Annotated in this window: 25 protein-coding genes and 1 pseudogene; 12 read left to right on the plus strand and 14 right to left on the minus strand. The window is 69.0% G+C overall.

Annotation, left to right across the window (positions count from 1 at the left end):
- Positions 1 to 44 precede the first annotated feature (44 nt).
- A complete protein-coding gene (locus DS837_RS22065) occupies positions 45 to 671 on the plus strand; it encodes an FMN-dependent NADH-azoreductase (protein WP_149166712.1) in 627 nt (208 codons plus the stop codon).
- A 159-nt stretch (positions 672 to 830) separates the two neighbouring features.
- Here the strand turns inward: DS837_RS22065 and DS837_RS22070 are convergent, their stop codons facing one another.
- The 12 genes and pseudogenes from DS837_RS22070 to DS837_RS22125 all read right to left on the minus strand — a co-directional run bounded on the left by DS837_RS22070 (position 831) and on the right by DS837_RS22125 (position 9,876).
- On the minus strand, positions 831 to 1,706 hold the full coding sequence (locus DS837_RS22070) for an SIR2 family protein (protein ID WP_149166713.1): 876 nt from the start codon (positions 1,704 to 1,706) through the stop codon (positions 831 to 833).
- A gap of 109 nt (positions 1,707 to 1,815) precedes the next feature.
- A complete protein-coding gene (locus DS837_RS22075) occupies positions 1,816 to 2,997 on the minus strand; it encodes a DegT/DnrJ/EryC1/StrS family aminotransferase (RefSeq protein WP_149166714.1) in 1,182 nt (393 codons plus the stop codon).
- A 14-nt stretch (positions 2,998 to 3,011) separates the two neighbouring features.
- Positions 3,012 to 3,296 (minus strand): hypothetical protein, encoded by a 285-nt coding sequence (locus DS837_RS22080; RefSeq protein WP_149166715.1) that lies wholly within the window; start codon positions 3,294 to 3,296, stop codon positions 3,012 to 3,014.
- 5 nt (positions 3,297 to 3,301) lie between these two features.
- Positions 3,302 to 3,511 (minus strand): putative nitrogen fixation protein NifT, encoded by a 210-nt coding sequence (nifT, locus tag DS837_RS22085; protein ID WP_149166716.1) that lies wholly within the window; start codon positions 3,509 to 3,511, stop codon positions 3,302 to 3,304.
- 38 nt (positions 3,512 to 3,549) lie between these two features.
- Positions 3,550 to 4,701 carry a cysteine desulfurase family protein gene (locus DS837_RS22090; RefSeq protein WP_149166717.1) on the minus strand — a complete coding sequence of 384 codons (1,152 nt, stop codon included), beginning with the start codon at positions 4,699 to 4,701 and terminating at the stop codon, positions 3,550 to 3,552.
- Positions 4,702 to 4,735: 34 nt separating this feature from the next.
- Positions 4,736 to 5,047 carry a nitrogen fixation protein NifZ gene (locus tag DS837_RS22095; RefSeq protein WP_149166718.1) on the minus strand — a complete coding sequence of 104 codons (312 nt, stop codon included), beginning with the start codon at positions 5,045 to 5,047 and terminating at the stop codon, positions 4,736 to 4,738.
- A 23-nt stretch (positions 5,048 to 5,070) separates the two neighbouring features.
- Positions 5,071 to 5,367 (minus strand): nitrogen fixation protein NifZ, encoded by a 297-nt coding sequence (locus DS837_RS22100; RefSeq protein ID WP_038528952.1) that lies wholly within the window; start codon positions 5,365 to 5,367, stop codon positions 5,071 to 5,073.
- 32 nt (positions 5,368 to 5,399) lie between these two features.
- Complete coding sequence (locus DS837_RS22105) at positions 5,400 to 6,173, minus strand: 4Fe4S-binding leucine-rich repeat protein (RefSeq protein ID WP_149166719.1); 774 nt, start codon at positions 6,171 to 6,173, stop codon at positions 5,400 to 5,402.
- Entirely contained in the window at positions 6,170 to 6,736 is a 567-nt protein-coding gene (locus DS837_RS22110) for a hypothetical protein (RefSeq protein WP_149166720.1), read from the minus strand. The genes DS837_RS22105 and DS837_RS22110 overlap by 4 nt, the downstream gene beginning before the upstream one ends.
- A 44-nt stretch (positions 6,737 to 6,780) precedes the next feature.
- A pseudogene (locus DS837_RS22115) lies at positions 6,781 to 7,005 on the minus strand (4Fe-4S dicluster domain-containing protein); the annotation flags it as partial.
- A 45-nt stretch (positions 7,006 to 7,050) separates the two neighbouring features.
- Positions 7,051 to 8,607, minus strand: coding sequence for a nitrogenase cofactor biosynthesis protein NifB (gene nifB / locus DS837_RS22120; protein WP_149166721.1), 1,557 nt, complete (start codon positions 8,605 to 8,607; stop codon positions 7,051 to 7,053).
- 378 nt (positions 8,608 to 8,985) lie between these two features.
- Entirely contained in the window at positions 8,986 to 9,876 is an 891-nt protein-coding gene (locus DS837_RS22125) for an adenylate/guanylate cyclase domain-containing protein (RefSeq protein ID WP_149166722.1), read from the minus strand.
- A 265-nt stretch (positions 9,877 to 10,141) separates the two neighbouring features.
- Between DS837_RS22125 and DS837_RS22130 the strand changes: the two genes are divergently transcribed.
- Positions 10,142 to 11,251 (plus strand): hypothetical protein, encoded by a 1,110-nt coding sequence (locus DS837_RS22130; RefSeq protein ID WP_149166723.1) that lies wholly within the window; start codon positions 10,142 to 10,144, stop codon positions 11,249 to 11,251.
- Here the strand turns inward: DS837_RS22130 and nifA are convergent.
- On the minus strand, positions 11,238 to 13,121 hold the full coding sequence (nifA, locus tag DS837_RS22135; RefSeq protein ID WP_149166724.1) for a nif-specific transcriptional activator NifA: 1,884 nt from the start codon (positions 13,119 to 13,121) through the stop codon (positions 11,238 to 11,240). The two genes, DS837_RS22130 and nifA, sit on opposite strands and share 14 nt — an antisense overlap.
- 367 nt (positions 13,122 to 13,488) lie before the next feature.
- On the opposite strand from nifA, the gene DS837_RS22140 reads away from it, so the two are divergent.
- The 3 genes from DS837_RS22140 to DS837_RS22150 are packed head-to-tail and all read left to right on the plus strand — an operon-like array spanning position 13,489 to position 16,021.
- A complete protein-coding gene (locus tag DS837_RS22140; protein ID WP_149166725.1) occupies positions 13,489 to 14,139 on the plus strand; it encodes a TetR/AcrR family transcriptional regulator in 651 nt (216 codons plus the stop codon).
- Positions 14,136 to 15,083, plus strand: a complete 948-nt coding sequence (locus tag DS837_RS22145; protein ID WP_149166726.1) for an HlyD family secretion protein — start codon at positions 14,136 to 14,138, stop codon at positions 15,081 to 15,083. The genes DS837_RS22140 and DS837_RS22145 overlap by 4 nt, the downstream gene beginning before the upstream one ends.
- Entirely contained in the window at positions 15,080 to 16,021 is a 942-nt protein-coding gene (locus tag DS837_RS22150) for an ABC transporter ATP-binding protein (RefSeq protein WP_149166727.1), read from the plus strand. Before DS837_RS22145 ends, DS837_RS22150 begins: the two co-directional genes overlap by 4 nt.
- 71 nt (positions 16,022 to 16,092) lie before the next feature.
- Here the strand turns inward: DS837_RS22150 and DS837_RS22155 are convergent, their stop codons facing one another.
- On the minus strand, positions 16,093 to 16,461 hold the full coding sequence (locus tag DS837_RS22155) for a hypothetical protein (protein ID WP_149166728.1): 369 nt from the start codon (positions 16,459 to 16,461) through the stop codon (positions 16,093 to 16,095).
- A 144-nt stretch (positions 16,462 to 16,605) separates the two neighbouring features.
- Between DS837_RS22155 and DS837_RS22160 the strand changes: the two genes are divergently transcribed.
- From DS837_RS22160 to glcE, 7 genes are all read left to right on the plus strand, one after another.
- Entirely contained in the window at positions 16,606 to 17,739 is a 1,134-nt protein-coding gene (locus tag DS837_RS22160) for an ABC transporter permease (RefSeq protein ID WP_149166729.1), read from the plus strand.
- 135 nt (positions 17,740 to 17,874) lie between these two features.
- Positions 17,875 to 18,822: a penicillin-insensitive murein endopeptidase gene (gene mepA / locus DS837_RS22165; RefSeq protein WP_247890074.1), complete on the plus strand. Its 948-nt coding sequence runs from the start codon at positions 17,875 to 17,877 to the stop codon at positions 18,820 to 18,822.
- Between the two features lie 149 nt (positions 18,823 to 18,971).
- Positions 18,972 to 19,937 (plus strand): SAM-dependent methyltransferase, encoded by a 966-nt coding sequence (locus DS837_RS22170; protein WP_149166730.1) that lies wholly within the window; start codon positions 18,972 to 18,974, stop codon positions 19,935 to 19,937.
- Positions 19,938 to 20,057: 120 nt separating this feature from the next.
- Positions 20,058 to 20,183 (plus strand): type B 50S ribosomal protein L36, encoded by a 126-nt coding sequence (ykgO, locus tag DS837_RS22175; RefSeq protein WP_012973122.1) that lies wholly within the window; start codon positions 20,058 to 20,060, stop codon positions 20,181 to 20,183.
- A 172-nt stretch (positions 20,184 to 20,355) separates the two neighbouring features.
- Complete coding sequence (locus DS837_RS22180) at positions 20,356 to 20,850, plus strand: methyltransferase domain-containing protein (RefSeq protein WP_149166731.1); 495 nt, start codon at positions 20,356 to 20,358, stop codon at positions 20,848 to 20,850.
- A gap of 115 nt (positions 20,851 to 20,965) precedes the next feature.
- Positions 20,966 to 22,453, plus strand: coding sequence for an FAD-linked oxidase C-terminal domain-containing protein (locus DS837_RS22185; protein ID WP_149166732.1), 1,488 nt, complete (start codon positions 20,966 to 20,968; stop codon positions 22,451 to 22,453).
- 10 nt (positions 22,454 to 22,463) lie between these two features.
- Complete coding sequence (gene glcE / locus DS837_RS22190; RefSeq protein ID WP_149166733.1) at positions 22,464 to 23,717, plus strand: glycolate oxidase subunit GlcE; 1,254 nt, start codon at positions 22,464 to 22,466, stop codon at positions 23,715 to 23,717.
- Positions 23,718 to 23,721: the final 4 nt, after the last annotated feature.

Consider the following 23,721-nt stretch of genomic DNA (forward strand, 5'->3'; position numbering starts at 1 on the left):
GGTGCCGGACCGGCGCCCCGCTTCCCGGACAGGAAGACGTGACCATGAAGATCCTTCGCATCGACTCCAGCCCGCTGGGCGACGCCTCCGTTTCGCGCCAGCTCACCGGCTCCATCGTCGCGGCGCTGCTCCAGGCGACGCCGGACGCCGAGGTGTCCGCCCGCGACCTCACCGTCGCCCCGCCGGACCACCTGACCGGCGAGCTGATGCAGGTCGTCAAGTTCCGCAACCTGGAGGGCCTGACCGCCCGCCAGCAGGAGGAGCTGGCCCTGACCGATGCGCTGGTCGACGAGTTCCTGGCCGCCGACGTCGTGGTGATCGGCGCCCCGATGTACAACTTCACGGTCCCGACCCAGCTCAAGGCCTGGATCGACCGCATCGCCCAGGCGGGCCGCACCTTCCGCTACACCGAGACCGGCCCGGTCGGTCTGGCCGGCGGCAAGAAGGTCTACATCGCCTCGACCCGCGGCGGCGTCTACTCGACCAACGCGGCGATGAGCGCGCTGGACCACCAGGAGGCCTTCCTGCGCACGGTTCTGGGCTTCCTGGGCGTCACCGACGTGACGGTGATCCGCGCCGAGGGCGTCGGCATGGGCTCGGATGCCCGCGCCAAGGCGCTGGCCGCCGCCCAGCAGGAGATCGACGCCCTGGCGACCCCCGTCGCGGCGTAAGGGACGTGGTGTTCCCTCTCCCGTCCCGGGAGAGGGAAGGGGCCCGCGCGATGCGCGGGAAGGGTGAGGGTGCGTTCAAGGATCAGTGCTTCGATCCTCGCACGACCCTCACCCGGCCCTTCGGGCCACCCTCTCCCGGGGCGGGAGAGGGGCTTTTCGTCACGCCCCCATCGCTTCCGCGATCCGCCGGATCGCCTCGTCCAGAGGCAGGTCGAGGCGGGTGATGTTCTGCAGCTCCAGGAAGCGCGCCTCGTTCTTCGACAGCTCGCCCTCGATCACCGCCCAGTGCTTGTCCGACGAGCGCTTGGCGATCTGGCGGGCGAAGGTGCGCTGGATTTCCTGGTCGAAGCGGCAGCCGAGATAGAGAAAGCTCCGGCCCGCCCGGCGCTCCTGTACGACGGCGGGAATCGGCGTCTGGATGTCGATCTCCGTCAGGATCTCGACGAAGTCGCTGTCGGAAATCAGGTAGTTCCCCGCCGGGCTCGCACTGCCCGACGGCTTGTAGAGCAGGGTCTCCCAGACCGACGCCGCCGCGGCCTCGACCTCCGCTCCGCCCGGCGCGTAGTATTTCACCCATTCGCCGACGCCCTGCGGGTGGGACAGGCCCTGGATCTGGCCCCAGCTCCGGTCCGGAGCGGCAGTCAGCAGGCTTTCCAGCGTGTTGTCGTACCAGACATCGACGATCATCGGCGGGGCGGGCAAGGAAGCCAGCCACGCGTGGACCGGCGTGGCCGGGACCTCGCGCTTGAAGATCTCGTTCAGGATGCCGTCCAGCGTCTTGCGGTGGCGCCGCGATTCGATGAACTGGGCGACGGCGGGCAGCTGGCTGCGGATGCGGCCCGGAGCGGCGACCTTGGCGTTCAGCCGCTGCGCCAGTTCCAGCGAGGTGCGCGGGATCGGGCAGTCGGCCTCCGGCAGCAGCGCGAAGGCGCCCGGCCCGAGATAGGGCACCACGCCCCGCGCCTTCAGCGCCGCGGCGATGTCCGCGATGATGGTGTCGGTGTCCGTGCTGTCGATGACGGCGGTGTCGGTCATGCTAACCCCGTTCGGCTGGGTGGCGCGGCGGTTGTGCCGGCCCTTGCCCCCTCCCTGACCCTCCCCCGCTGGGCGGGGGAGGGGAGTGGCGCAGGGGAAGGAAAATTGCTTACAAATAGATCGCCGCGCCCGCCCCCGTGTTGACGGTGGCGTCCTTCAGCGTGTCCACGATGAACTGCACCTCGTCGGCGGTGACCTTGTGGTGCAGCGGCAGAGCCAGCACGCGGTCGACCGTCTTCTGGCAGACCGGGCAGTCGGCCCGGCTGGCGCCGCGCTCCTGGTAATATTGCTGGGTGTAGAGCGCCTGCCCGTAGTCCGACGCCTCGACGTCGTGCGTCGCCAAGTCCTCCAGCACCGCCTTGCGCCCCGAGGCGGTGAAGCGGGTGCCGAGGTGGACGGCGTAGACCATCGGGTGCACGTCGTCGGCGCCCGGCCCCTTGTAGGGCGGCTTGATGCCCTCGAAGGAGGCCATGGCCGCCTCGTAGTGGGCGACCACCTCCCGGCGCTTCGCCAGGATCTCTGGCAGGCGCTTCAACTGGACGAGGCCGAGCGCGGCGGTCAGGTTGCTCATGCCCGCCTGGAAGGGAATGGTGCGGGTGATGACCACCGTGTTGCGGTGCTCCATCTCGCGCCGGCGCAGGTAGCGGAGCTGGTGGGCGAGGTTGCGGTCGTCGGTGACGATCATCCCGCCTTCGCCGGTCACCAGCACGCCGGGTTCGGAGAAGTCGAAGACCGCGCAGTCGCCGAAGCTGCCGACCAGCTTCCCCTTGTAGGAGGAGCCGATGGCCTCGGTCGAATCCTCGATCAGGATCAGCCCCTTGTCGGTGGCGAGCGCTCGCAGCTCGTCCCAGTGGGCGGGGTGGCCGTTGACGTTGCCGGCCAGGATGGCCTTGGTCCGCGGCGTGATCTTGGCCTCGGCTTTCGCCGGGTTGATGGTGTGCTGCCAGTAGTCGATGTCGACGAAGACCGGCTCCGCGCCGGCCAGCGCGATGGCGTGCTGCACCTGATGCCAGCCGAAGGGGGAGCAGAGAACCTCGTCCCCCGGCCCGATGCCGTAAGCCTTGAGCACCATCAGCGTGGCGATGGTGCCGCTGGACACCGCGACCGCGTGGGCGCGGCCGAGCCAGGCGGCGAAGGCGTTCTCGAACCCCTCCGTCATCCGCCCGTCGCTGAGGCTGCCGGAGGTGAGGATGCGGCTGATGACCGCCACCTCCGCCTCCGAAATGTCCGGATCGATCAGCGGGATGTAGTCGCCGAGTTCGCCGTCCTGGTCGTCTTCGGGCATCGTCATTCCGCGATCCTCATTCAGTCGTCCTCGTCCCGTTGCGCGATCACCACGCCGGTCGCCGTCTCCGGCTTGTTGGTGATGAGCCAGCAATGGTTGGTGCCGTCCACGAGGTAGAGGTTGAAGCCGGGTTCCTCCCGGAAGGCGTCCTCCGCCATCACCGCGGCGTGCGCCCCGGTGACGTTGGACAGGTCCGGGTTCGCCTCGCGCACGGCGCGGACCACGGCGTCGAGCCGGGTGCCCTCCGCGAAGAGGCTGCCGGCCAGGGCGGCGATGGCGTCGATCCGTTCCGGGGACAGGGCCATGGCGGTCACTCCGCGCCGCGCTTCTTGGCCTCGACGGTGATGGGCAGGCGGGTGTCCGCCGGCATCTCCGGCAGGTCCAGCGTCCAGCCGTTGGCGACCTTGACCCAGCCGCCCCACAGGCTCGGCTTCTCCATCTCGGTGATGGGCTCCTCCAGGTCCTTCTTGGCGACGTAGATCGTGTATTGCTCACCGGCCTTGCGCACCATCACCTTCATGTCACTCTCCAGTCGTCGTGTTCTTGGCTGTCGTTTGGTCAGGCCGCGATCCGCGCGTAGAGCGCGGGAAACTCGTTGATGACCGATTCCACCTCTTCCGCCGTGCTGCAGCGGCTGAGGGAGAAGCGCAGGCTGGCCGCGGCCTCCGCCGGGGTCAGGCCCATGGCGGTCAGGACGTGGCTCGGTTCGTTGCCGCCGGACGCACAGGCCGCCCCCATGGAGACGGCGATGCCGGCACGGTCGAGCCGCATCAGCAGTTCCTCCGCGTCCAGCGGGCGGCCCTGCGGGTCGGCGAAGCGGATGTTGCTGGTGTTGGACAGGCGGGCCGCCCCTTCGCCGTTGACCCGGCTGCCCGGCCAGGCGGCGAGCACGCCGCGCTCCAGCCGGTCGCGCAGGATCGCCATGCCACCGGCCTCCGCCACCGTGGCGGCGGCGCGGTCGGCGGCCATGCCGAAGCCGACGATGGCCGGCACATTCTCCGTCCCGCCGCGGCGGTGGCGCTCCTGATGGCCGTGGATCAGCGGGGCGAAGGGCACGCCCTTGCGGATGAAGAGGGCGCCGATGCCCTTCGGCCCGTGCATCTTGTGGGCGGACAGGGTCAGCAGGTCGGCGTTCACCGCGTCGACCCGGATCGGCAGCCGCCCGGCGGCCTGCACCGCGTCGGTGTGGAACAGGGCGCCGCGCGCCTGGGCGATGTCGGCGGCGGCGCCGACCGGCTGGATCGCCCCGATCTCGTTGTTCGCCCATAGGACGGAGACCAGCGCCGTGTCGGGCGTCACCGCGTCGCGCAGGTCGGACAGCGCGATGGTGCCGGTGCCGTCCACCGGCAGGACGGTGACCCGCCAGCCCTGCCGTTCCAGATCCTTCGCCAGCATCAGCGTCGAGGGATGCTCGATCGCCGTGGTGACGAGGTGGCGGCGCTCCGGACGCTCCGCCGCGACAGCGCGCAGCGTGCCGAGCAGGGCCGTGTGGTTGGCCTCCGTCGCACTGGCGGTGAAGAGGATGTCCGCCGCCTTCGCGCCGACCAGCGCCGCCACCTGGGCGCGCGCCTCGCCCACCGCCCGCTTGGCCGCCATGCCGGCGGCGTGCGGGCTGGAGGGGTTGCCGAACTCCCCGGACAGGTGGGGCAGCATCGCCTCCCGCACCTCGGGCGCCAGCGGGGTCGTCGCGTTGTTGTCGAGATAGATCATGGGTCCATCGCAGGCCGTGGCACGGAGGAGGCGGTCAGTCCATCACGCCGGGAACGCCGCGGCGGCGGCCGTCGGCGGGCGTGATCTCCTCCTCCAGGCAGCCGACGACGACTCCGGCCGGGAACTCCACCAGATAGACGGGGATTTGCGTGCCCTCGGCGTGGCCGATGCGCACGATGGTGCCGGGCGTGCCCTTCGGGGCGAGCAGCGCGCCGTCCTCGGCGTTGGGGTGGCTGCCGTCGTTGTGGAGGTCCACCGCGGCAACGACTGCCAGACCCCAGTCGTAGAGCGGTTCGCGGGGCGGGATGAAGCCGGGCTTCTTCGCTTCGGTGACGGCGTCGCTCATCGCGTGCTCCTTAGGCAAAAAGGTCATTGCGGGTCGTTGCAGCGGGCGTCGACCAGTTCGAGTTCCTTGGCGCGCATGCCGACGATGATGCGCTTCTCGTAAAAATCGATTCCGTAGATGTAATACATCTGCAGGTAGGTGCCGATCGACTTCACATAGCCGATGTCCCCGGTGCGGATCAGGAAGTCGCCCATCGGGCGTCCGGGATAGGTGCCGTCGTTGCGCACGTCGCGAAGCGCGCGGACTTTCTGGCCCTCCTCGAAGGCGGGGCGGTCTTCCAGTTCGATCGGTTCGTTCGGATCGCGGGCGCGCTCGCGCATTCGGTGCTCCTTGCTCCGGTCAGTCGGGGGCGTCAATCGGGGATCAGGTCACCGGTGGCGGGCAGTCCGGCGCGGCGCTTCTGCGCCACGGTGCGGACATCGTCCACCGGGTCCTCGGTCAGCGGGGCGAGGTCTTCGGGCGGCAGGCGGCTGGCGACGACGAAGCGCACGCACCAGTCGGCGTCGCGGATCAGGGCTGCCAGCTTTTCCGGCGGCAGGCGGCGGGCGACGACCATGCGCACGCGGGCGCTGTCGTCCCAGGCCATGCTCATCAGCCAGTCCAGCCCGATGCGGTTGGCGACCTCCAGCCGGATTTCCGGGTCCTCGTCGTGCATCATCGCCGGCAGCATGCCCTCGGGCACGCGGCGGGCGACGCGCAGGCGCACGGAGTAATCGGGGTCGCGCATCAGCGGCGAGAGGTCGGCGTCCTCCAGCCGGGAGGCGACGGCGATGCGCACCTCGCGGTCGGGGTCGCCGCGCATCTTCAGCAGCAGGCGGCGGGGCAGGCGGCGGGCGACGGCGGCGCGCACCGTCTCGTCCGGGTCGTCCATCAGCCGCGGCACGATGAAAATCGGCGCGAAGCGGGCGGCGTTGGCGCGGACCTCGAAATAGGGATGGTCGAGATGCTCGCCGGCCAGATCGTCGTTCCATTGGAAGAAGCGCTGGATGCGCTTGGCGTAGCGGTCCTGCACGCAGGCGCGCAGCGGTTCGCAGCGCCCCTCGGCCAGACGGTCGCGGCAGGCGCAGCCGTCGCAATCGACGGGGTTGCCCAGCCAGTCCAGCGCCTTGTCGATGTCGTCGCTCATGCGTCGTCGTCCTCCGGCCCGGCTTCGTCTCGGCCGGCTTCATGGCGATCAGCGGCGGCGAGCAGGCGGGTGGTTCCGAAGCGGTCCTTCGGGTCCAGGTCCCGGACCTTGTTCAGGGCCTCGCGCCCTTCGGCCAGACGGCCCAGGCGCAGATTCAGGTAGCCGACCGCGGTCAGGGCGAACAGGAACAGGCGCGGAGCCGGCTCCAAACCTGTGAAGTCGGCCCCCACTGTCTTGGAAGAGTTTGGGCCGACCATGCGCCAGTCGGTGTGGTTCAGGCCGATGGCGGCCATGGCGTGGCCGAGCATCCGCTCGCCGTAGAGCAGGGCGGTGTCCAGGTTCGCCTTGTAGAAGTGGAACTTGTAATGGCCGAGATCGACCAGCCGGTGGCCTGGCGCCAGCTCAGCGGCGCGGGCGAGGTAGCGCTGCGCCGCCTCGGCGTCGGTGTGGTTGGCGGCGGCGAGATGCAGGAACCGCTCCGCCTCGGGCGGCAGGTCGCCGCCGTAGTAACGGCGGTTGAGCCAGCCTTCATCCACCTCGTCCAGCATGGCGGTGCGCTCCATGGACACCCTCTCCCGTGATGGGACGGGAGAGGGGTTTCGGGCGATCAGGCCGGGACGCAGCAGTCGGCCGGGCAGACCGAGGCGCACTGCGGACTGGAGAACTGGCCCTTGCACTCGGTGCACAGGTCCGCGTTGATGGCGTAGGCGCCCTTCTTGAAGCTGATGGCGTTGTTCGGGCACTCGGCCTCGCAGGCGCCGCAGGCGGTGCAGTCGGAAGCCTTGATCTTGTAAGCCATGACACTCTCCTTGGGTGTGGTGGCGGCTGTTGCGGTGGGCCGCCGGGTAAGTCCGTGGGGTGATCGGGTGTTCGGGTGTCAGGCGCGCAGGGCGGTGAAGGCGCCGGTGCGGATCACCGCGTCCTGCCCCTCGCGGGCGTTGATCGCACCTTGGCCGAGGCGCTCGGCGTAGTCCTTGAAGTAGGTCAATGCCGACTCTTCGATGTATTCGAAGGCGAAGCGGTCAACCGGCTCGATGCCCGCGCCCTTGAGGCTCGTCGACGGGCAGCCGCCGATCTTGGCGACGAAGACCGCGGTGCAGTCGTTGATCGCCGACAGCACGCCGCCGAGCGCGTCCTCGTCGCCCGAGCCGCCTTCGCAATACTGGTCGACGCGGCGGTGGCCGACGAACTTGGCGCCTTTCGGACCGACCTCGTAGATCTGGAATTCCTTGGCGTGGCCGAAATGCTCGTTGATGCGCTCGCCGCCCTTGGTGGCGACGGCGATCAGGATCGGCTGCACCTCGGTGCCGACCGTCTCGGCGACGTCGGCCTGCGCGGCGGCCTTGGCGGCGTGGCGACCGGCGCGCTCGCCCTCGACATGCTCGCGGTAGGTGCGGGCGGCCTCCTGGTCGTACTCGACCTCGCCCATCGCCTCGATCTGGTCGATGGTGAATTCGGAGCCGCGGTCCTCGCCCAGCAGGCCGACCGCGTCGGCGCGGCACTGGCGGCAGTGGCGCATCAGCTTGGCCCCGCCCTCGCACTGGTCCTGCAGGACCTTCAGCTCCTGCGCGGTCGGGCCGCGCTGGCCGGTCAGGCCGAAATGCGTGCCGTGCGCCGGGTCGGAGATCAGCGGCATGATGTTGTGCAGGAATGCGCCACGCGACTTCACGGCCTTGTTCACGTCCATCAGGTGCTCGTCGTTGATCCCCGGGATCATGACGGAGTTCACCTTCACCAGGATGCCGCGCGAGGTCAGCATCTCCAGCCCGAGCATCTGCCGCTCGTGCAGGATCTTGGCGGCGTCCAGGCCGGTCCAGCGCTTGTGGTCGTGGAAGATCCAGGGGTAGATGTGCTGCCCGACCTCGGGATCGACCATGTTGATGGTGATCGTAACGTGGTCGATGTTGTAGTTGGCGATGGTGTCCACATGGTCGGGCAGGGCCAGGCCGTTGGTGGACAGGCACAGCTTCAGGTCCGGGGCCTTCTTCGCCAGCATCTCGAAGGTCTTGAAGGTGTTCTTGCCGCCCGCCGCCAGACTGTCGCCGGGGCCGGCGATGCCGATAACCGAGAGCTGCGGGATTTCCTTGGCCACCGCCATGATCTTGCGGAGCGCCTGGTCGGGGGTCAGCTTCTCGGAGACCACGCCCGGCCGGCTCTCGTTCGAGCAGTCGTATTTGCGGTTGCAGTAATTGCACTGGATGTTGCAGGCCGGCGCCACCGCGACGTGCATGCGGGCGAAATAGTGATGCGCCTCCTCGGAGTAGCAGGGATGGTTCTTCACCTTCTCCCACACCTCCGGCGCCATGTCGGCGGGGCCGTCCGACGACCCGCAGGAGGAGGACGCGCAGCCGGAGGCGGCGGCGGGCGGCGCCTCGGCGGAGGTCTTCAACTCACCCACGCCCAGGATGCTGTCGAGCGAAATAACGTTGGCCATCGTCCACTCCCTTCCCAGCCGCGCCGTCGGCGCCCTTGGTCAGGTCGTTAAAAGCAAGTTCGGGGCCAACCTGATGAATTGTGTAATTTCAGTAGTTTAGGCGTCGGTGTGGGGCTTGTGGGCCGTGTCGGCAATCCGACAAAGGCGGACAAAGCCCAACAATGGCCGACAATGACGCGCCCTGTCAGGGACCCGACACGTGAGGCTAATGGGGTGATGGAGTGGCATCGATTTCCCTCTCCCGCCCCGGGAGAGGGGGGCGCGAAGGCGCCGGGTGAGGGTCGTGCGGGGATCAGCGGCTCAATCCTTGCCGGCACCCTCACCCTCCCACCGCTGCCGCGGCGGGTCCCTCCCTCTCCCGGGGCGGGAGAGGGCCGGTCACGCGCTTCCGACCTGGAAGGCCAGGACATGGTCCTCGTCCGGCCGCCGCGGCTCTCCACCGAAGCCGATCAGACCGCTGCCGGTCAGTTTCGTCGAATCGCGGCGCAGCAGCAGGGAAGGGGAGCCGCCTGTGCGGATGAAGGTGCCGTTGGTCGAATGGTCGGTCAGCAGGAAGCCGCCACGGCTGAAGTCGATCACCGCGTGCTGGCGTGAGGTGCGGCGCGACGGGATGCGCAGGCCGCAACTCTCGTCACGCCCCACCGTGACGCGCGGCAGCAGGGGAGTCAGCGTCGCGTCGGTGCCGCGCCCGGACAGGCGCAGGGACGGCAGGCCGCGCCCGCTGCCGGGAACCGATGTGGTCAGGGCGACGGTGGCGTTGTCCTCGGCCTCCGGCGGGGCGCTGCCGTCGCGGACCTGGTGGACGCGGACCGGGGCCGCCTTTCCTTTCACCGCGACGCTGTTCAAAAGGCGGGTTCGCTTGCGCAGCGGCGGGGAGAGGCGGTCGACCAGATCGTCGGTCGCCAGAATCTCGCCGGGGCGGGCGATGGATTCCAGCCGGGCGGCGACGTTGCAGGCGTCGCCGTAGAGGTCGCCGGGGCCGGCGATCACCGGGCCGAAATGCAGCCCGGCGCGCAGGCGCAGCCCGAACTCCCCTTGCCGGTCCATCATGGCGAGCGCGGCGCGGGTGGCGCCGTCGCTCATGGGGAAGCAGGCCAACAGCCCGTCGCCCAGGCTTTTCACCACCGTGCCGTCGTTCTCCCCGACGATCCGGCGCAAGCCCAGAAGCACCCGCTGGGTCAGCGCCGCCGCCTTGCGGTCACCCGCCAGTTCGTAGAGCAGCGTGCTGTCGGCGATGTCCACGAAGAGGAGCGCGAAGGGCTTTTCCATCTCGTGCGAAGGCCCGGATCTGGAGGTTGCGGGACGCAGGGTACAGCGTACAGCCGATGTCCCACCGTCATATCACAACCGTTCGTAACGGTTACAGGGATCTTGGGACCCGCAGGCTGCGCCGGCGTCTTGCCGCAGCCGAAACACCAGACGGCCCTCAGGGGTTATATTGCCCATATATTTATTCCCTTATAAGATGCGTGACGGAGCGTTGGCCGCGGTTGGAAAGTGTGCTGCCGCCAGCAGGGCTTTCGTGGAGTGGATCATGACGGTATCGGGTGTGACGTCGGCGGCTTCGTCGTTTTCGGTCCTGTCCCGCTCCACCGGAGCGTCCCCATCGCCCGAGGCGACCGCCGCGAGCGGCGGTGCCGCGTCCGATTCCGTGTCGCTGAGCGGGCTGGGCGGGGCGCTTCGCGGCGACGGCTTGGCCGCCTTCGGCGCGCTTTCGGACGCTCAGCGCCAGCAGTTGGCCGATCTCGTCGACAGCGGGAAGATCAGCGGCGAAACGGTCAACGATGCCCTCACGCAGCGGCTGAAACAGGCCCGCGTCAGTGCCATGGGTGCGACACAACGCATGTACAACAACGATCACGCCGCCCTTTTCCTCGATGAGACGACCAGCAGTGACGACCTGCGCGGCGCCTTGTCCCAGACGCTGGCCCGGCGGTCGTCGCTGATGGACAAGCTGGTGGCGGCGATGAGCGAGGACGAGCAGGCGGCGGCGTCGAACGACTTGGCGGCGCGGACGATGAATCCGCTCCTGGCGAAGGACCGGATGGGGATGTCGCGCTACATCATGCCGGGCTTCTTCTCCATGGACTTTTCCGATTCCCGCCTGAACTCCACCAGAAAGCAGGGGGATGCCACCTACAGCCTGAAGGCGTTGGGCGTCGATCTCGACGCGATCGACAAGGCGCTGCGCAAGACCGGCGAAGAGGACGCCGCCGCCATCCTGTCGGAGCGGGCGGGCTTGCCGGCCTCCCGAAAGGTGGCGGCCGATCAGGATTATTCGGTGGACGACGCCCTGGTGAAGCCTTTGACCGCGCCATCGGGCGGTTCGTCGCCGGATGCCCGCGACTACCCGAACCCCCTCGACTACGGCAAAAAGCTGCGCGAGTTTCTCCAGGCGTCTTTCGCGGAAATGCGCAAGGTCGGTGAGTTGGGAGGGCACACGGTGTATCAGGTCGACCGTCCCGACCATATCCAGCGCCCCCAGGACCTCCCCACGCCGTCATCAGCGGGCGCCCCCATTGCTCAGGGAGAGCCGGTGGGGCGCCATACATGCTTGGTTTGGCCACCTGTTACTGATTGGCCCGTTGTTGCCCGGAAGGGAATGCAGCCGCCAAGTGACTCCCCACCCCTCAGAAGCGCTTGATCTCGATGTTGTACTTGCGCAGGGCGTAGCTCACCTGACGGGTGGTCATGCCGAGCAGGCGGGCGGCCTTGGCCTGCACCCAGCCGGTGCGCTCCATCGCCCAGAGCAGGCGGTCGCGCAGCGAGCCCGACTCCGGTTCGTCCAGCGGCACCTCGGCGGCGGGCGGCGGCGCGGCATTGGCAACCGATGCCGGCGCGGGAGCCGCGGCGGCGGGTGCGCTCGCCTCGGGCAGGGGCAGCGGGATCAGGGGAACCGGAACCACCGGCTGGGCGGCGCCGCAGACCGGCGACGGCCCGGCGGAACAGCCCGACGCGCAGGCCGGCCACGCGCCGCCGCCGGCACCCATCGGTTCCGGCACCGGGACGGGCATGGCCGGGGTCTTCGGTGCGTTGGCCGGCGCCGGACCGCCGGGGCGTCCGGGAGGCACGCGGTTGACGGACCCCGGCCCCATGGACGGGGCGAGCCCGCCGACCGAGGCGCCCAGCGTGCGGTACTGGAAGAGGACCGAGGAGTTGCAGAGGTTGAGGCTGCAGGATAGGGACTCGGTGCGGATGATGCCGTCGCGCGACTGGGTGGCCGCGCGCTCGATACAGTTCTCCAGCTCGCGCACGTTGCCGGGCCAGGTGCAGCGGTTCAGCACCTCCAGAGCCTCGTCCTCCATGACCAGGGTCATGCCGTTGTCCTTGGCGAACTTCGCCACGAAATGGCGGGCCAGCGGGCCGATGTCCTGGCGCCGCTCGCGCAGCGGCGGCAGATGGATGGTCACCACATTGATGCGGAAATACAGGTCGGCGCGGAACTTGCCGTGGCCGACCGCCTCCTCCAGGTTCAGGTTGGTGGCGCAGATCAGCCGGACGTCGGTCTTGATGGTCTTCGACCCGCCGACCCGCTCGAACTCCTGCTCCTGCAGCACGCGCAGCAGCTTGGCCTGGAAATTGGGGGAGATGTCGCCGATCTCGTCGAGGAACAGCGTGCCGCCCGACGCCAGCTCGAACCGGCCCTTGTGGTCCTTCTGTGCGCCGGTGAAGGCGCCCTTCTCATGGCCGAACAGCTCCGATTCCAGGAGCGATTCGGGCAGGGCGGCGCAATTCACGCGGATGAAGGGGGCGTCCTTGCGCGGCGACATGGTGTGGATGGCCCGCGCGATCAGCTCCTTGCCGGTGCCGCTCTCGCCGCGGATCAGCACGGTGGACTTGAAGGGCGCCACCCGGTGGACCTGGGCCATCACCTCCAGCATGTTGGGGCTGGTGCAGACCACGTCGTTGATCGGGGCGGCGAGGGGGCGCAGTTCCTTCTGCATGCGGAAGGTTTCCCGCATCATGAAGCGGCGCTCCTCCGCCACGGTGCGGTGCAGCCGCACGGTCTGGCCGATCAGGTTGGCGACCATGGTCAGGAAGCGCACGTCGCTGCCGAAATGGCCCTGCGGGCCTTCGTCGGAAATGCGGTCGATGGTCAGCACGCCGACGACCACCCCCGCGGCCTTGATCGGCACGCCGACCAGCGAGGCCACCTGCTCGTCCAGGTCCTCGCGCCCGCCGGTGCGGTTGAGGAACAGCGGTTCCTCCGCCAGGTTCGGGACGACGGCGGGCATGCCGGTCTTCAGGATGCGGCCGGTGATTCCTTCCCCGTCGCGGAATTCGATCTGGGCCGCGGCCTCGTTCGACAGGCCGTTCGCGGCGACCAGCCGCAGCACATTGTCCTCGCCGACCAGATAGACGCGCCCGCGGTGCATCTGCAACTGGTAGGCCAGCGCGCGGAGCACCTCGCGCAGGGTCTGCTGGAGGTCGAGAGAGGAACCGAGGATCTTGCTGACCTCATAGATGGTCAGCAGTTCCAGGTTCGACGTGGACTGGCGCATTGCACCCGGCATGATCGACACCCCCTGCTCAACCGGGACTCCGGACGCCGCGCACCGGCGCGCCCGTCGCATTGATCCCGGCACGGCGCCTTGAACCGTTCCTCCCGGGGTGGGGTGTGCGCTCGTTGCTGATCGGCGCCTTTGACCACCGGTGCGCCCGCCGCGCGTGCTTCCGTGACAAGCCGTTCGCGCTGCGGACTGTCGAAAGTTTCGGAAACTCTCGGTCGAAAGGCAAGCCCTTTTGCATATCAGTTGCTGCGGCGCACAATGACTTATGGCTGCGGCAGAACGGCGCAACCCTTGAGAAAACTGGTGTTTCGGCCGGAAATGAACTAATAACTGACTGGTCAGTAATATTTTCTCCACCCTGGAGGACGGAATGCCGGAGGATGTTCCCGCCGCTCCGCGCTGGCGCCGCCGGAAGGAGGCGCGCCCCCGGGAGATCGTCGACGCGGCCCTGACCGTCTTCGGCGAGCGAGGCTTCGCGGCGACGCGGCTGGAGGACGTCGCGGCGCGGGCCGGTGTCAGCAAGGGCACGCTCTATCTCTACTTCCCGAACAAGGAGGAGCTGTTCAAGGCGGTGGTCCGCGAGGCCATCCTGCCCAACCTGGACATGGCCGAGCGCCTGCTGGCCGGGGCGCTGGGGCCGAGCTTCGCCGTTCTGGAAACGCTGCTGACCCTCTTCGCGACGCGCATCCTGAAATCCCGCGCCGGGGCCATCCCCAAGCTGGTCATCGCGGAGGCCGGCAATTTCCCCGATCTCGCCCGCTTCTATCACGACGAGGTGATCCGCCGCGCCTTCGCCCTGCTGGCGGCGGTGCTGGAGCGCGGCATGGCGCGCGGGGAGTTCCGCCCGGTGGACGTCGATTCGACCGTCCGGCTGATCGTCGCGCCGATGCTGATGAGCGCGCTGTGGCGCTCCTCCTTCGAAGCGCTGGAGGACCGGCCGCTGGACGTTCGGAGGCTGGTGGCCGCGCACCTCGACGCGCTGCGCCGGACGCTCGCTCCGGAGGGAGGACCGACGTCATGAGCTGGATCGCCGAAACGCTGGCGGCGGCCCTGGCCGTTTTCGGACTGGGCGGCGGGGATGCCGTGCCGCTGGCCCATGGTTACGCCGAGGGCGAGTATCTGCGCATCGCCGCCCCGGTGGCCGGGACGCTCGACACGCTGGCGGTGACGCGCGGCGGGCGGGTGGAGGCGGGCGCCCCCCTCTTCGCGCTCGACCGCACCAGCGCGCGGGCGGAGCGCGACCGGCTGGCCGCCGCGCTGGCGCAGGCGCGGGCGCTGCTGGCCGACCTGCGGACGGGACGGCGCCCCGACGAGCTGGCGGTGGTCGCCGCCCAGCGCGCGCAGGCCGAGGCGGCGCTGCGCTACTCCGAAGCGGAGCTGGCGCGGCAGCAGACGCTGGTGGCGCGCAAGGTCAGCTCCGACGACCGGCTGGACGCCGCCCGCGCCACCCGCGACCGCGACCGCGCGCGGCTGGAGGAGTTGACCGCGCAACTGGCCGTCTCCAACCTGCCGGCCCGTCCCAACCAGCTCCGCGCCGCCGAGAACGCCGTGGCCCAGGCTGAGGCCGCCCTGGCCCAGGCGGACAAGCGCTTGGCCGAGCTGGCCCCGCCGGCGCCCGAGGCGGGACTGGTCGAGGACACGCTGTTCAACCCTGGCGAATGGGTGCCGGCGGGCGCCCCGGTGGTCTCGCTTCTGCCGCCGGGCAAGCGGAAGCTGGTGGTCTTCGTTCCGGAACCGCTGATGGCCCGCGTCCGTCCGGGCGACCGGGTGACGGTGCGCTGCGACGGCTGCCCGCCCGGCCTGTCGGCGCGCGTGACCTACGTGGCGCCGCAGGTCGAATACACCCCGCCGGTGATCTACAGCGTCGGCAGCCGCGAGAAGCTGGTCTTCCGCGTCGAGGCGCGGCTGGAGGACGGGGCGACGCTCAACCCCGGCCTGCCGGTGGATGTGGAGTTGCCGCCATGAGCGGGGAGCCCGTCATCGACGTGCGCGGTCTGGTCAAGCGCTTCGGCGCCAAGACGGTGGTGGACGGCTTCTCCATCCGGGTGGCGCGCGGGCAGATCTACGGTTTCCTGGGGCCGAACGGGTCGGGCAAGACGACGACCATCCGCATGCTCTGCGGGCTGCTGACCCCCGACGCCGGGGAGGGGACCTGCCTTGGGCTCGACATCCGCCGCCAGAGCGCCGCCATCAAGCGGCAGGTCGGCTACATGACCCAGAAATTCAGCTTCTGGGAGGATCTGAGCATCGCCGAGAATCTGGATTTCGTTGCCCGCATGTACGGGCTGCCGGACCGGCGGGCCAAGGTCGCCGCGGCGCTGGAGCGGCTGGGGCTGGGCAACCGGCGGGCGCAGCTGGCGGGCGAACTGTCCGGCGGCTGGAAGCAGCGTCTGGCGCTGGCCGCCTGCATCCTGCACGAGCCGAAGCTGCTTCTCCTCGACGAGCCGACCGCCGGGGTCGATCCCAAGGCGCGACGGGAGTTCTGGGACGAGATTCACCGGCTGGCCGACGACGGGCTGACCGTGCTGGTCAGCACCCATTACATGGACGAGGCGGAACGCTGCCACGCCATCGCCTACCTCGCCTACGGCCGGCTGATGACCCAGGGCAGCGTGGAGGAGGTGATCGCCAAGTCTGGTCTGGTCACCTATGAAGTCGGCGCGCGGGGGGCGGGCGGGCCGGACCTCGGAAGCGTCGCGGCGGCGCTGCGCGACTGTCCCGGTGTCGAGATGGTCGCCGCCTTCGGCGCCCGGCTGCATGTCAGCGGCGGCGATGGCGCGGAGCTGGAGGAGGCGCTGAGCCCCTGGTCCGGCGAGTCGGGCCTGCTGGTGAAACGGACGGAGCCGACTCTGGAGGACGTGTTCATCCATCTGATGAACCGCAGCACGGACAACTTCGCATGACCGCGCCGTCGGCGGGCAGGATCGGGCCGTCCCCACACCGGTGCGAAAGCCGGTGCGGGGACGGCGCGCGGTCACTCGAACTTGGCGGAGGTCACGCCGGTGTTCTTGTTCCAGCGCAGCGTCAGCTTGGAAATCTTGCAGAGATTCAGGTTCTGCCAGACCGCCGACTCGCCGTCGTCGTAGATGACCTTCATGTCCCATTTGCAGCTCTTCTCGGCCTTGTCGAAGCTCAGTTCGAACTCCTCGCCGTCCTCGAGGAGTTCGCGGCCGAGGATGTCCTCGTCCCACTTCTCGTTGGCGGACTCGCTGACATAGATGTGCTTCAGCGCGTAGCCCGTCTCGTTCGCGATGGTGAAATCCTGCTGTCCGGCCAGGGCGGCGCCATGAAACAGGAACAGGGCGGCCACGGCGGCGGCGCCCTTGGCAAGAACAGAGGTCACGGTATGTCTCCCGCATACGAGTTAATCCTTTCGGACTGTGCTTGAAGCAATTTCGATATGTCAATGGGGGCTAAGTCACCCAATGTGGCACTGAAGTAAAAAGTTGTGTTTGTTTATTGAAATGCACGGCTGGGGAGGGGTGCCATGGCGCGGTTTTCCTTTGCGCGCTTCGTCGCGGTGATGGTGAAGGAGTTCATCCAGATGCGGCGCGATCGCCTGACCTTCGCCATGATGGTGGGGGTGCCGGTGCTCCAGCTCGTGCTGTTCGGCTTCGCCATCAACTCCGACCCCAAAAGCCTGCCGACCGCCGTCCACGCCGCGGATTCCAGCCCCTTCGCGCGCACGCTGGTGTCGGCCATGGCGAATTCCGGCTATTTCGACGTGGCCCGCGGCGCCGACAGCCCGGCGGAGCTGGACCGCCTGCTGGCGGAGGGGCGGGTGCAGTTCGCCGTCACCATCCCCGCCGGCTTCGCCCGCGACCTGCAGCGGGGCGAGCGGCCGGTTCTGCTGGTCGAGGCCGACGCGACCGACCCGGCGGCGACCAGCAACGCGCTGGCCGCCCTGTCCACCCTCGCGCGGCAGGCGCTGGACCCCGATCTGACCGGCCCGCTGGCCCCTCTGCGCTCCACCCCCGACCCGGTCGAACTGCGGGTCCACCGCCGCTACAACCCGGAGGGCATCACCCAGTACAACGTGGTGCCCGGCCTGATGGGCGTGGTCCTGACCATGACCATGGTGATGATGACCGCGCTGGCCGTCACCCGCGAGCGGGAGCGCGGAACGATGGAGAATCTGCTGGCCATGCCGGTCCGCCCGTTCGAGGTGATGCTGGGCAAGATCGTGCCCTTCATCCTGGTCGGCTACATCCAGGTCGTCATCATTGTCCTGGCCGCCCGGCTGCTGTTTGGTGTGCCCATCGTCGGCAGCCTGGCCCTGCTGTCCGCCGTGCTCGTGCTGTTCATCGCCGCCAATCTGGCGGTGGGCTTCACCTTCTCGACGGTGGCGAAGAACCAGCTTCAGGCGATGCAGATGTCCTTCTTCTTCTTTCTGCCGTCGATGCTGCTGTCCGGCTTCATGTTCCCCTTCCGCGGCATGCCCGGCTGGGCGCAGGCGGTGGGGGAGGTGCTGCCGCTGACCCATTTCCTGCGCATCGTCCGCGGCATCCTCCTGAAAGGCAACGGGCCGGCGGAAATCGCGGGGGAGGTGGCGGCGCTGCTGATTTTCCTGGCGGTGGTCACCGTCGTCGCGCTGAAACGCTACCGGCAGACCTTGGACTGAGCAGCAAACGGGGGACGGGTGCGGCCCTTCATCCTCTCGGGCAAGTCGAAACCGGTTGTGACATGGGCGTGAGCCTCACGTTTCGTTAAGGAACATTGGTTCTAATCTTTCCCGATTGGCGGTCCGTGGGGGAAGATGATGCGGCGCTCGGCGGTTGGCCCGACGGTCGGGATTCTCGCGGCGGTTCTGATCGCCGCCGGTCTGGCCGGCCCGGCCGAGGCCGGATCGTCCAAGAAGAAGAAGCCCGCGCCGCCGGCTCCCAATTCCATCGCCTGGAGTCAGGTGAACGGTCCCGCCCTGGGGCCGGCCCAGTCGATCGGCGGCTACGCCGCGGGCTGCGTCACGGGCGCTCAGGCCCTGCCGGGGGAAGGCACCGGCTATCAGGTGATCCGGATGTCCCGCCAACGCTATTACGGCCATCCGGAGCTGATCGACTACCTGAAGGGCTTCGGGCGCAAGGTCGCGGCGGCCGGGCTGGGGACCGCGCTGATCGGCGACATGGGGCAGGCGCGCGGCGGCCCGATGAGCTTCGGCCACGCCAGCCACCAGATCGGGCTCGACGCCGACGTCTGGCTGCGGCTCGACCATCCGCCGATGGGGCGCAACGCGCGGGAAAGCCTGACCGAGATCAAATACGTCGATTACGGCCGCGTCCGCGTCACCCCGGACTGGTCGGAACGGCAGGCCCAACTCGTCCGCATCGCCGCGAGCGACCCGCGGGTGACCCGCATCTTCGTCAACCCGGCGATCAAGCTCGCCATGTGCCGCCATTCCTGGCCGGATCGCGCCTTCCTGCGCAAGCTGCGGCCCTGGCACGGCCATGACGGGCACATGCACATCCGGCTGGGCTGCCCGGCGGGAAGCCCGCAGTGCGAGGACCAGCGCGACATTCCCGACGGCGACGGCTGCGGCGACGAGGTCGCGTCCTGGCTCGGCTCCGTCTACCCGGTGGTGGAGAGGCACAACGGCAAGCCGCAGCCGCGCTACGTCAACATGCCGCCCGCCTGCACCGCGGTGCTGCGCGCCGCCGGGACGCGGGTCGCCGCCATGGACGACCCGCATATGGAGAAGGCGTTGCGGTAATGTGACGCCGGATTTTGCGCTTGCACGAACGGAGCGCCCGGATACTGTGAAAGTCGGAATGAATTCGTTCGCATCGCGGAAAGGCCATGTCCGCCGCGCGAACGAACCGGTCGTCCGGCGGTCCAGGCAACGGGGCAGGCGCGAAGGCGATGAGCGATAACAGCGGCAACGATCACGCGGGCGGTCCCCGCATCACGCTCAGGACCCGCCTTTACGCTTGGTGGGAGGGCTACGACCTCTCCGGCCTGAAGGGCAGGGGCGGGGAGGAGGACGGCAGGCCGCAGGCCGGCGCCGCTCCGGCCCAGCCCGCCGTCCGGGGGCATGGCCCCGGCGTGAACCGCTGGGGCAAGCCGCTGTGGAGCGCCACGCGAATCGAGGTGGCGGAGAAGCTGTGGGGTGAGGGCTTCAACACGCCGGGCGGGCACGACCATATTCCCTATCTGGTGAAGCCGCTCGGCCTGAACCCGGCGATGAGCGTGCTGGACCTGTCCGCCGGCCTGGGCGGCACCAGCCGCACCATGGCGAGCAAGTACGGCTGCTGGGTCACCGGGCTCGAGGCGTCGGAGCTTCTGGCGAAGGAGGGGATGATCCGCTCCTTCAAGGAGGGGCTGGAGAAGAAGGCCCCGATCGAAACCTACGATCCGGAGAATTTCAGCTATCCCAAGCGCGTGGACGCCATCGTCTACAAGGAGGGGATGTTCTCCGTGCGCGGCAAGGACCAGCTGTTCGACGGGATGGAACTGGCGCTGAAGCCGCGCGGTCATCTGCTGATGACCGACTACGTGATCGAGCCGGCGCTGGCCGGGGCCAGGGCCGTCCAGGTCTGGTGCGACAAGGAGCCGATGCAGCCGCATTTGTGGTCCAAGGACCAGATGGCCGCCGCCTTCGCCCAGCGGAATCTGGACCTGCGAATCGCCGAGGACATCACCGACACCCACCGCGGCCTGATCGTGAGCGCCATCCAGGGGCTGGTCGAGCATCTGGAGCGCCATCATCTGGACCACGAGACCAAGCTCGCGGTGATGGACGAGGTCGAGCTGTGGGTCCGCCGCGTGTCCGCCATCGAGGCGGGCATGAAGGTCTGCCGTTTCTACGCGCTGAAACCGGCGGAGTAGCGTCGAAACGGCCGCATCCGGCGGGAAACGCAACCGCGACGGGGGCCGTTGACAGCGGGGGTGCGCCGCACTATGGTGCGCGCCTTCGATCGAGCCGCCGACCGACCAGGATGAAGAACTATGAAGATCGTTAACTCTCTCAAGTCGATGAAGACGCGCCACAAGGCCTGCCGCGTGATCCGCCGCAAGGGCCGCGTCTACGTCATCAACAAGCAGAACCCGCGCTTCAAGGCCCGCCAGGGCTGAGATCGGCGGCCGGGTCCGCCCGGCCGACGCGTGCTGTGCTGTTGAACGCGACGCCGCGCCGTTCCCCTGGGACGGCGCGGCGTCGCGTTTTGCGCGTCTGGTGCTTGTTTCGGTTGAAAGCGGAATCAATTCCGGACAGTTTCAGGTCGCCTGTGCGATCCGGAGTTGTTGGATGACCAAAAGTTTAGACCTGGGTTGCGGCCCCAACCCGAAAAACCCCTTTTCTGCGAGCGAGCTGTTCGGACTCGATGTTGAGGATCACCCCGCATCGCACATCCGGACGGCGGATCTGGCCGTGGATTCGCTCCCCTTCGAGGACGCCTACTTCGACTACGTCACCGCCTTCGACGTGATCGAGCATGTGCCGCGAATCGTCTACGCGCCGCACCGCCGCTACAGCTTCATCGCGCTGATGGACGAGATTCACCGCGTCCTGAAGCCGGACGGGCTCTTCTATTCCCAGACCCCCGCCTACCCGCACGCCGAGGCGTTCCAGGACCCCACCCACGTCAACATCATCACCGAGAACACCTTCGCCCTCTATTTCGACGACCGGCACCGTTGGGCGGCCAATTACGGCTTCCGCGGGGCCTTCCGCGTCCTGTCGCAGGAATGGCGCGGCTTCCACCTGCTGACGACGCTTCAGAAGGTGCCCGCTCCGGCCTGACCGGGGTCGGGCGACAAAAGGGGGGCTGGTGCCGGCGCGGCTTCGATGCTACCTCTGAAACAGGAACGCCGCAGGAACAATCCGGGCGACCGACAAGAGGGGAGGAAGGCCGGCCATGCGGATGCCCGCGCCCGACGACGGCGTCATCGCGCGCCGCCGCGAGATCATCGCAGCGCTGCGGGCCATCGTGCCCGGCGAGGGGGTGATCGCCGACGAAAGCGAACTGCGCGCCTACGAATGCGACGGGCTGACCGCCTACCGCCAGCTTCCCATGGTCGTGGTGCTGCCCAGCACGGTGGAGCAGGTCAGCCGGGTGCTCCGGACCTGCAAAGAGATGGGGGTGAAGGTGGTGCCGCGCGGCGCCGGCACCTCCCTGTCCGGCGGGGCGCTGCCGCTGGCCGACGGCGTGCTGCTGGGGATGGGGAAGTTCAACCGCATCCTCGACATCGACTTCGCGAATCGCTGCGTGGTGACCCAGCCGGGGGTGACCAACCTCGGCATCTCCACCGCGGTGGCGCATGAGGGCTTCTATTACGCGCCCGACCCGTCCAGCCAGATCGCCTGCACCATCGGCGGCAACATTGCCGAGAATTCCGGCGGGGTGCATTGCCTGAAATACGGGCTGACCACCAACAACGTGCTGGGGCTGGAGATGGTGCTGATGGACGGCACCATCCTGCGGCTGGGCGGCAAGCATCTCGACGCCGGCGGCTACGACCTGATGGGGGTCGTCACCGGCTCCGAAGGGCTGCTGGGGGTGGTGACCGAGGTCACGGTGCGCATCCTCAAGAAGCCGGCCACCGCCCGCGCCGTGCTGATCGGCTTCCCGACCAGCGAGCAGGGCGGCGACTGCGTGGCCGCCATCATCGCCGCGGGCATCATCCCCGGCGGCATGGAGATGATGGACAAGCCGGCCATCCACGCCGCGGAGGATTTCGTTCACGCCGGCTACCCGCTGGACGTCGAGGCCCTGCTGATCGTCGAGCTGGACGGCCCGGCGGCGGAGGTCGACCACCTGATCGACCGGGTGGCGGAGATCGCCCGGTCCAAGGGCTGCTGCTACTCCCGCGTCTCGACCTCGGAGGAGGAGCGGCTGTCCTTCTGGGCCGGGCGCAAGGCGGCCTTCCCGGCGGTGGGACGCATCAGCCCCGATTACTACTGCATGGACGGCACCATCCCGCGCAGGGCGCTGCCCCTGGTGCTGCACCGCATGCAGGAGATGTCCGACCGCTACGCCCTGCGGGTCGCCAACGTCTTCCACGCCGGCGACGGCAACCTGCACCCGCTGATCCTCTACGACGCCAACAAGCCGGGCGAGCTGGAGCGGGCGGAGGCCTTCGGCAACGACATCCTGCGCCTGTGCGTCGAAGTCGGCGGCGTGCTGACCGGCGAACATGGCGTGGGGGTGGAGAAGCGCGACCTGATGACCGACCAGTTCGACGAGGTCGATCTCGACCAGCAGCAGCGCATCAAATGCGCCTTCGACCCCGACGGGCTGCTGAACCCCGGCAAGGTCTTCCCCAAGCTGCACCGCTGCGCCGAGCTGGGCCGCGTTCACATCCACAAGGGGGAGCTGCGCTTCCCCGACATTCCCCGCTTTTGAGGCCATCCGCATGACCGTGACCACCGTCAAGCCCGACTCGGCGGGCCAGGCCGCCGACGCGGTGCGCTGGGCCTTATCGGAAGGGACGCCGCTGGACGTCGCCGGTTCGGGGTCCAAGCGCGGCCTCGGGCGCCCGATCCAGACCGCCTGCACGCTGGACCTCTCAGGCCTGTCCGGAGTCGTCGCCTACGAGGCGGAGGAGCTGGTGCTGACCGCCAAGGCCGGCACGCCGATGGCCGCGATCCTGCCGATGCTGGGGGAACGCCGTCAGCAGCTCGCCTTCGAGCCGCAGGACCTCGGGCCGCTGTTCGGCCGGCCGGAGGGGCAGGGGACACTGGGCGGGGTGATATCCTGCGGGCTGGCCGGGCCAAGGCGCATCAGCGCCGGTTCCGCCCGCGACCACACGTTGGGCATCGAGGGAGTGAACGGGCGTGGCGACCTCTACAAGGGTGGCGGCAAGGTGGTGAAGAACGTCACCGGCTACGACGTGCCCAAGCTGATGGCCGGCTCCTTCGGCACGCTGACCGTCCTGACCGAGCTGACGGTGAAGGTGCTGCCGGCGCCGGAGGATGTCCGGACCCTGCTGCTGGCCGGGCGCGAGGACGCCGGGGCCGTCGCGGCGCTGACCGCGGCGCTGCAGAGCCCCTACGACGTGTCCGGCGCCGCCCATTTGCCGGCCGCGGTGGCGGCGCGGTCCCATGTGCGGGCGGTCGCCGCGGTGGGCGGGGCGGTTACGCTGGTGCGGGTGGAGGGTTTCGGCCCGTCCGTCACCGCCCGCGTCGCCGCGCTGACGGAGGAGCTTGGCGCCGACACCGTGCTGGACCGCGACGAATCGTGGGCGGTGTGGAGGGAGGTTCGGGACGTGGCGTTCTTTTGCCCCGCTCCCTCCCCTGCGTCAGCGGGGGAGGGCCGGGGTGGGGGCGATGACTCCCGCCACGTCTGGAGAATCTCCGTCCAGCCCTCCGAAGGGGCGCGCGTGGCGGAGTCGATCCGCTGGGCGCTCGACGCGGAGCTGTATTTTGACTGGGGCGGCGGGCTGATCTGGGCGGCGGTGGCGCCGACGCCCGATGCCGCCTCCGCGATCCGCGGCGCACTGGGCACCGCCGGCCATGCGACGCTGGTGCGCGCGCCCGAGGACGTGCGGATCACGGCGGAGGTGTTCCATCCGTTGCCCGACCCGGTGATGGCCCTGAGCCGCCGGGTGAAGGAGAGCTTCGACCCCTGCGGCATCCTGAACCCCGGCCGCATGTACGCGGGAGTGTAGGCAT

It is taken from the genome of Azospirillum brasilense, from assembly GCF_008365405.1.
Classification (GTDB): domain Bacteria; phylum Pseudomonadota; class Alphaproteobacteria; order Azospirillales; family Azospirillaceae; genus Azospirillum; species Azospirillum brasilense_D.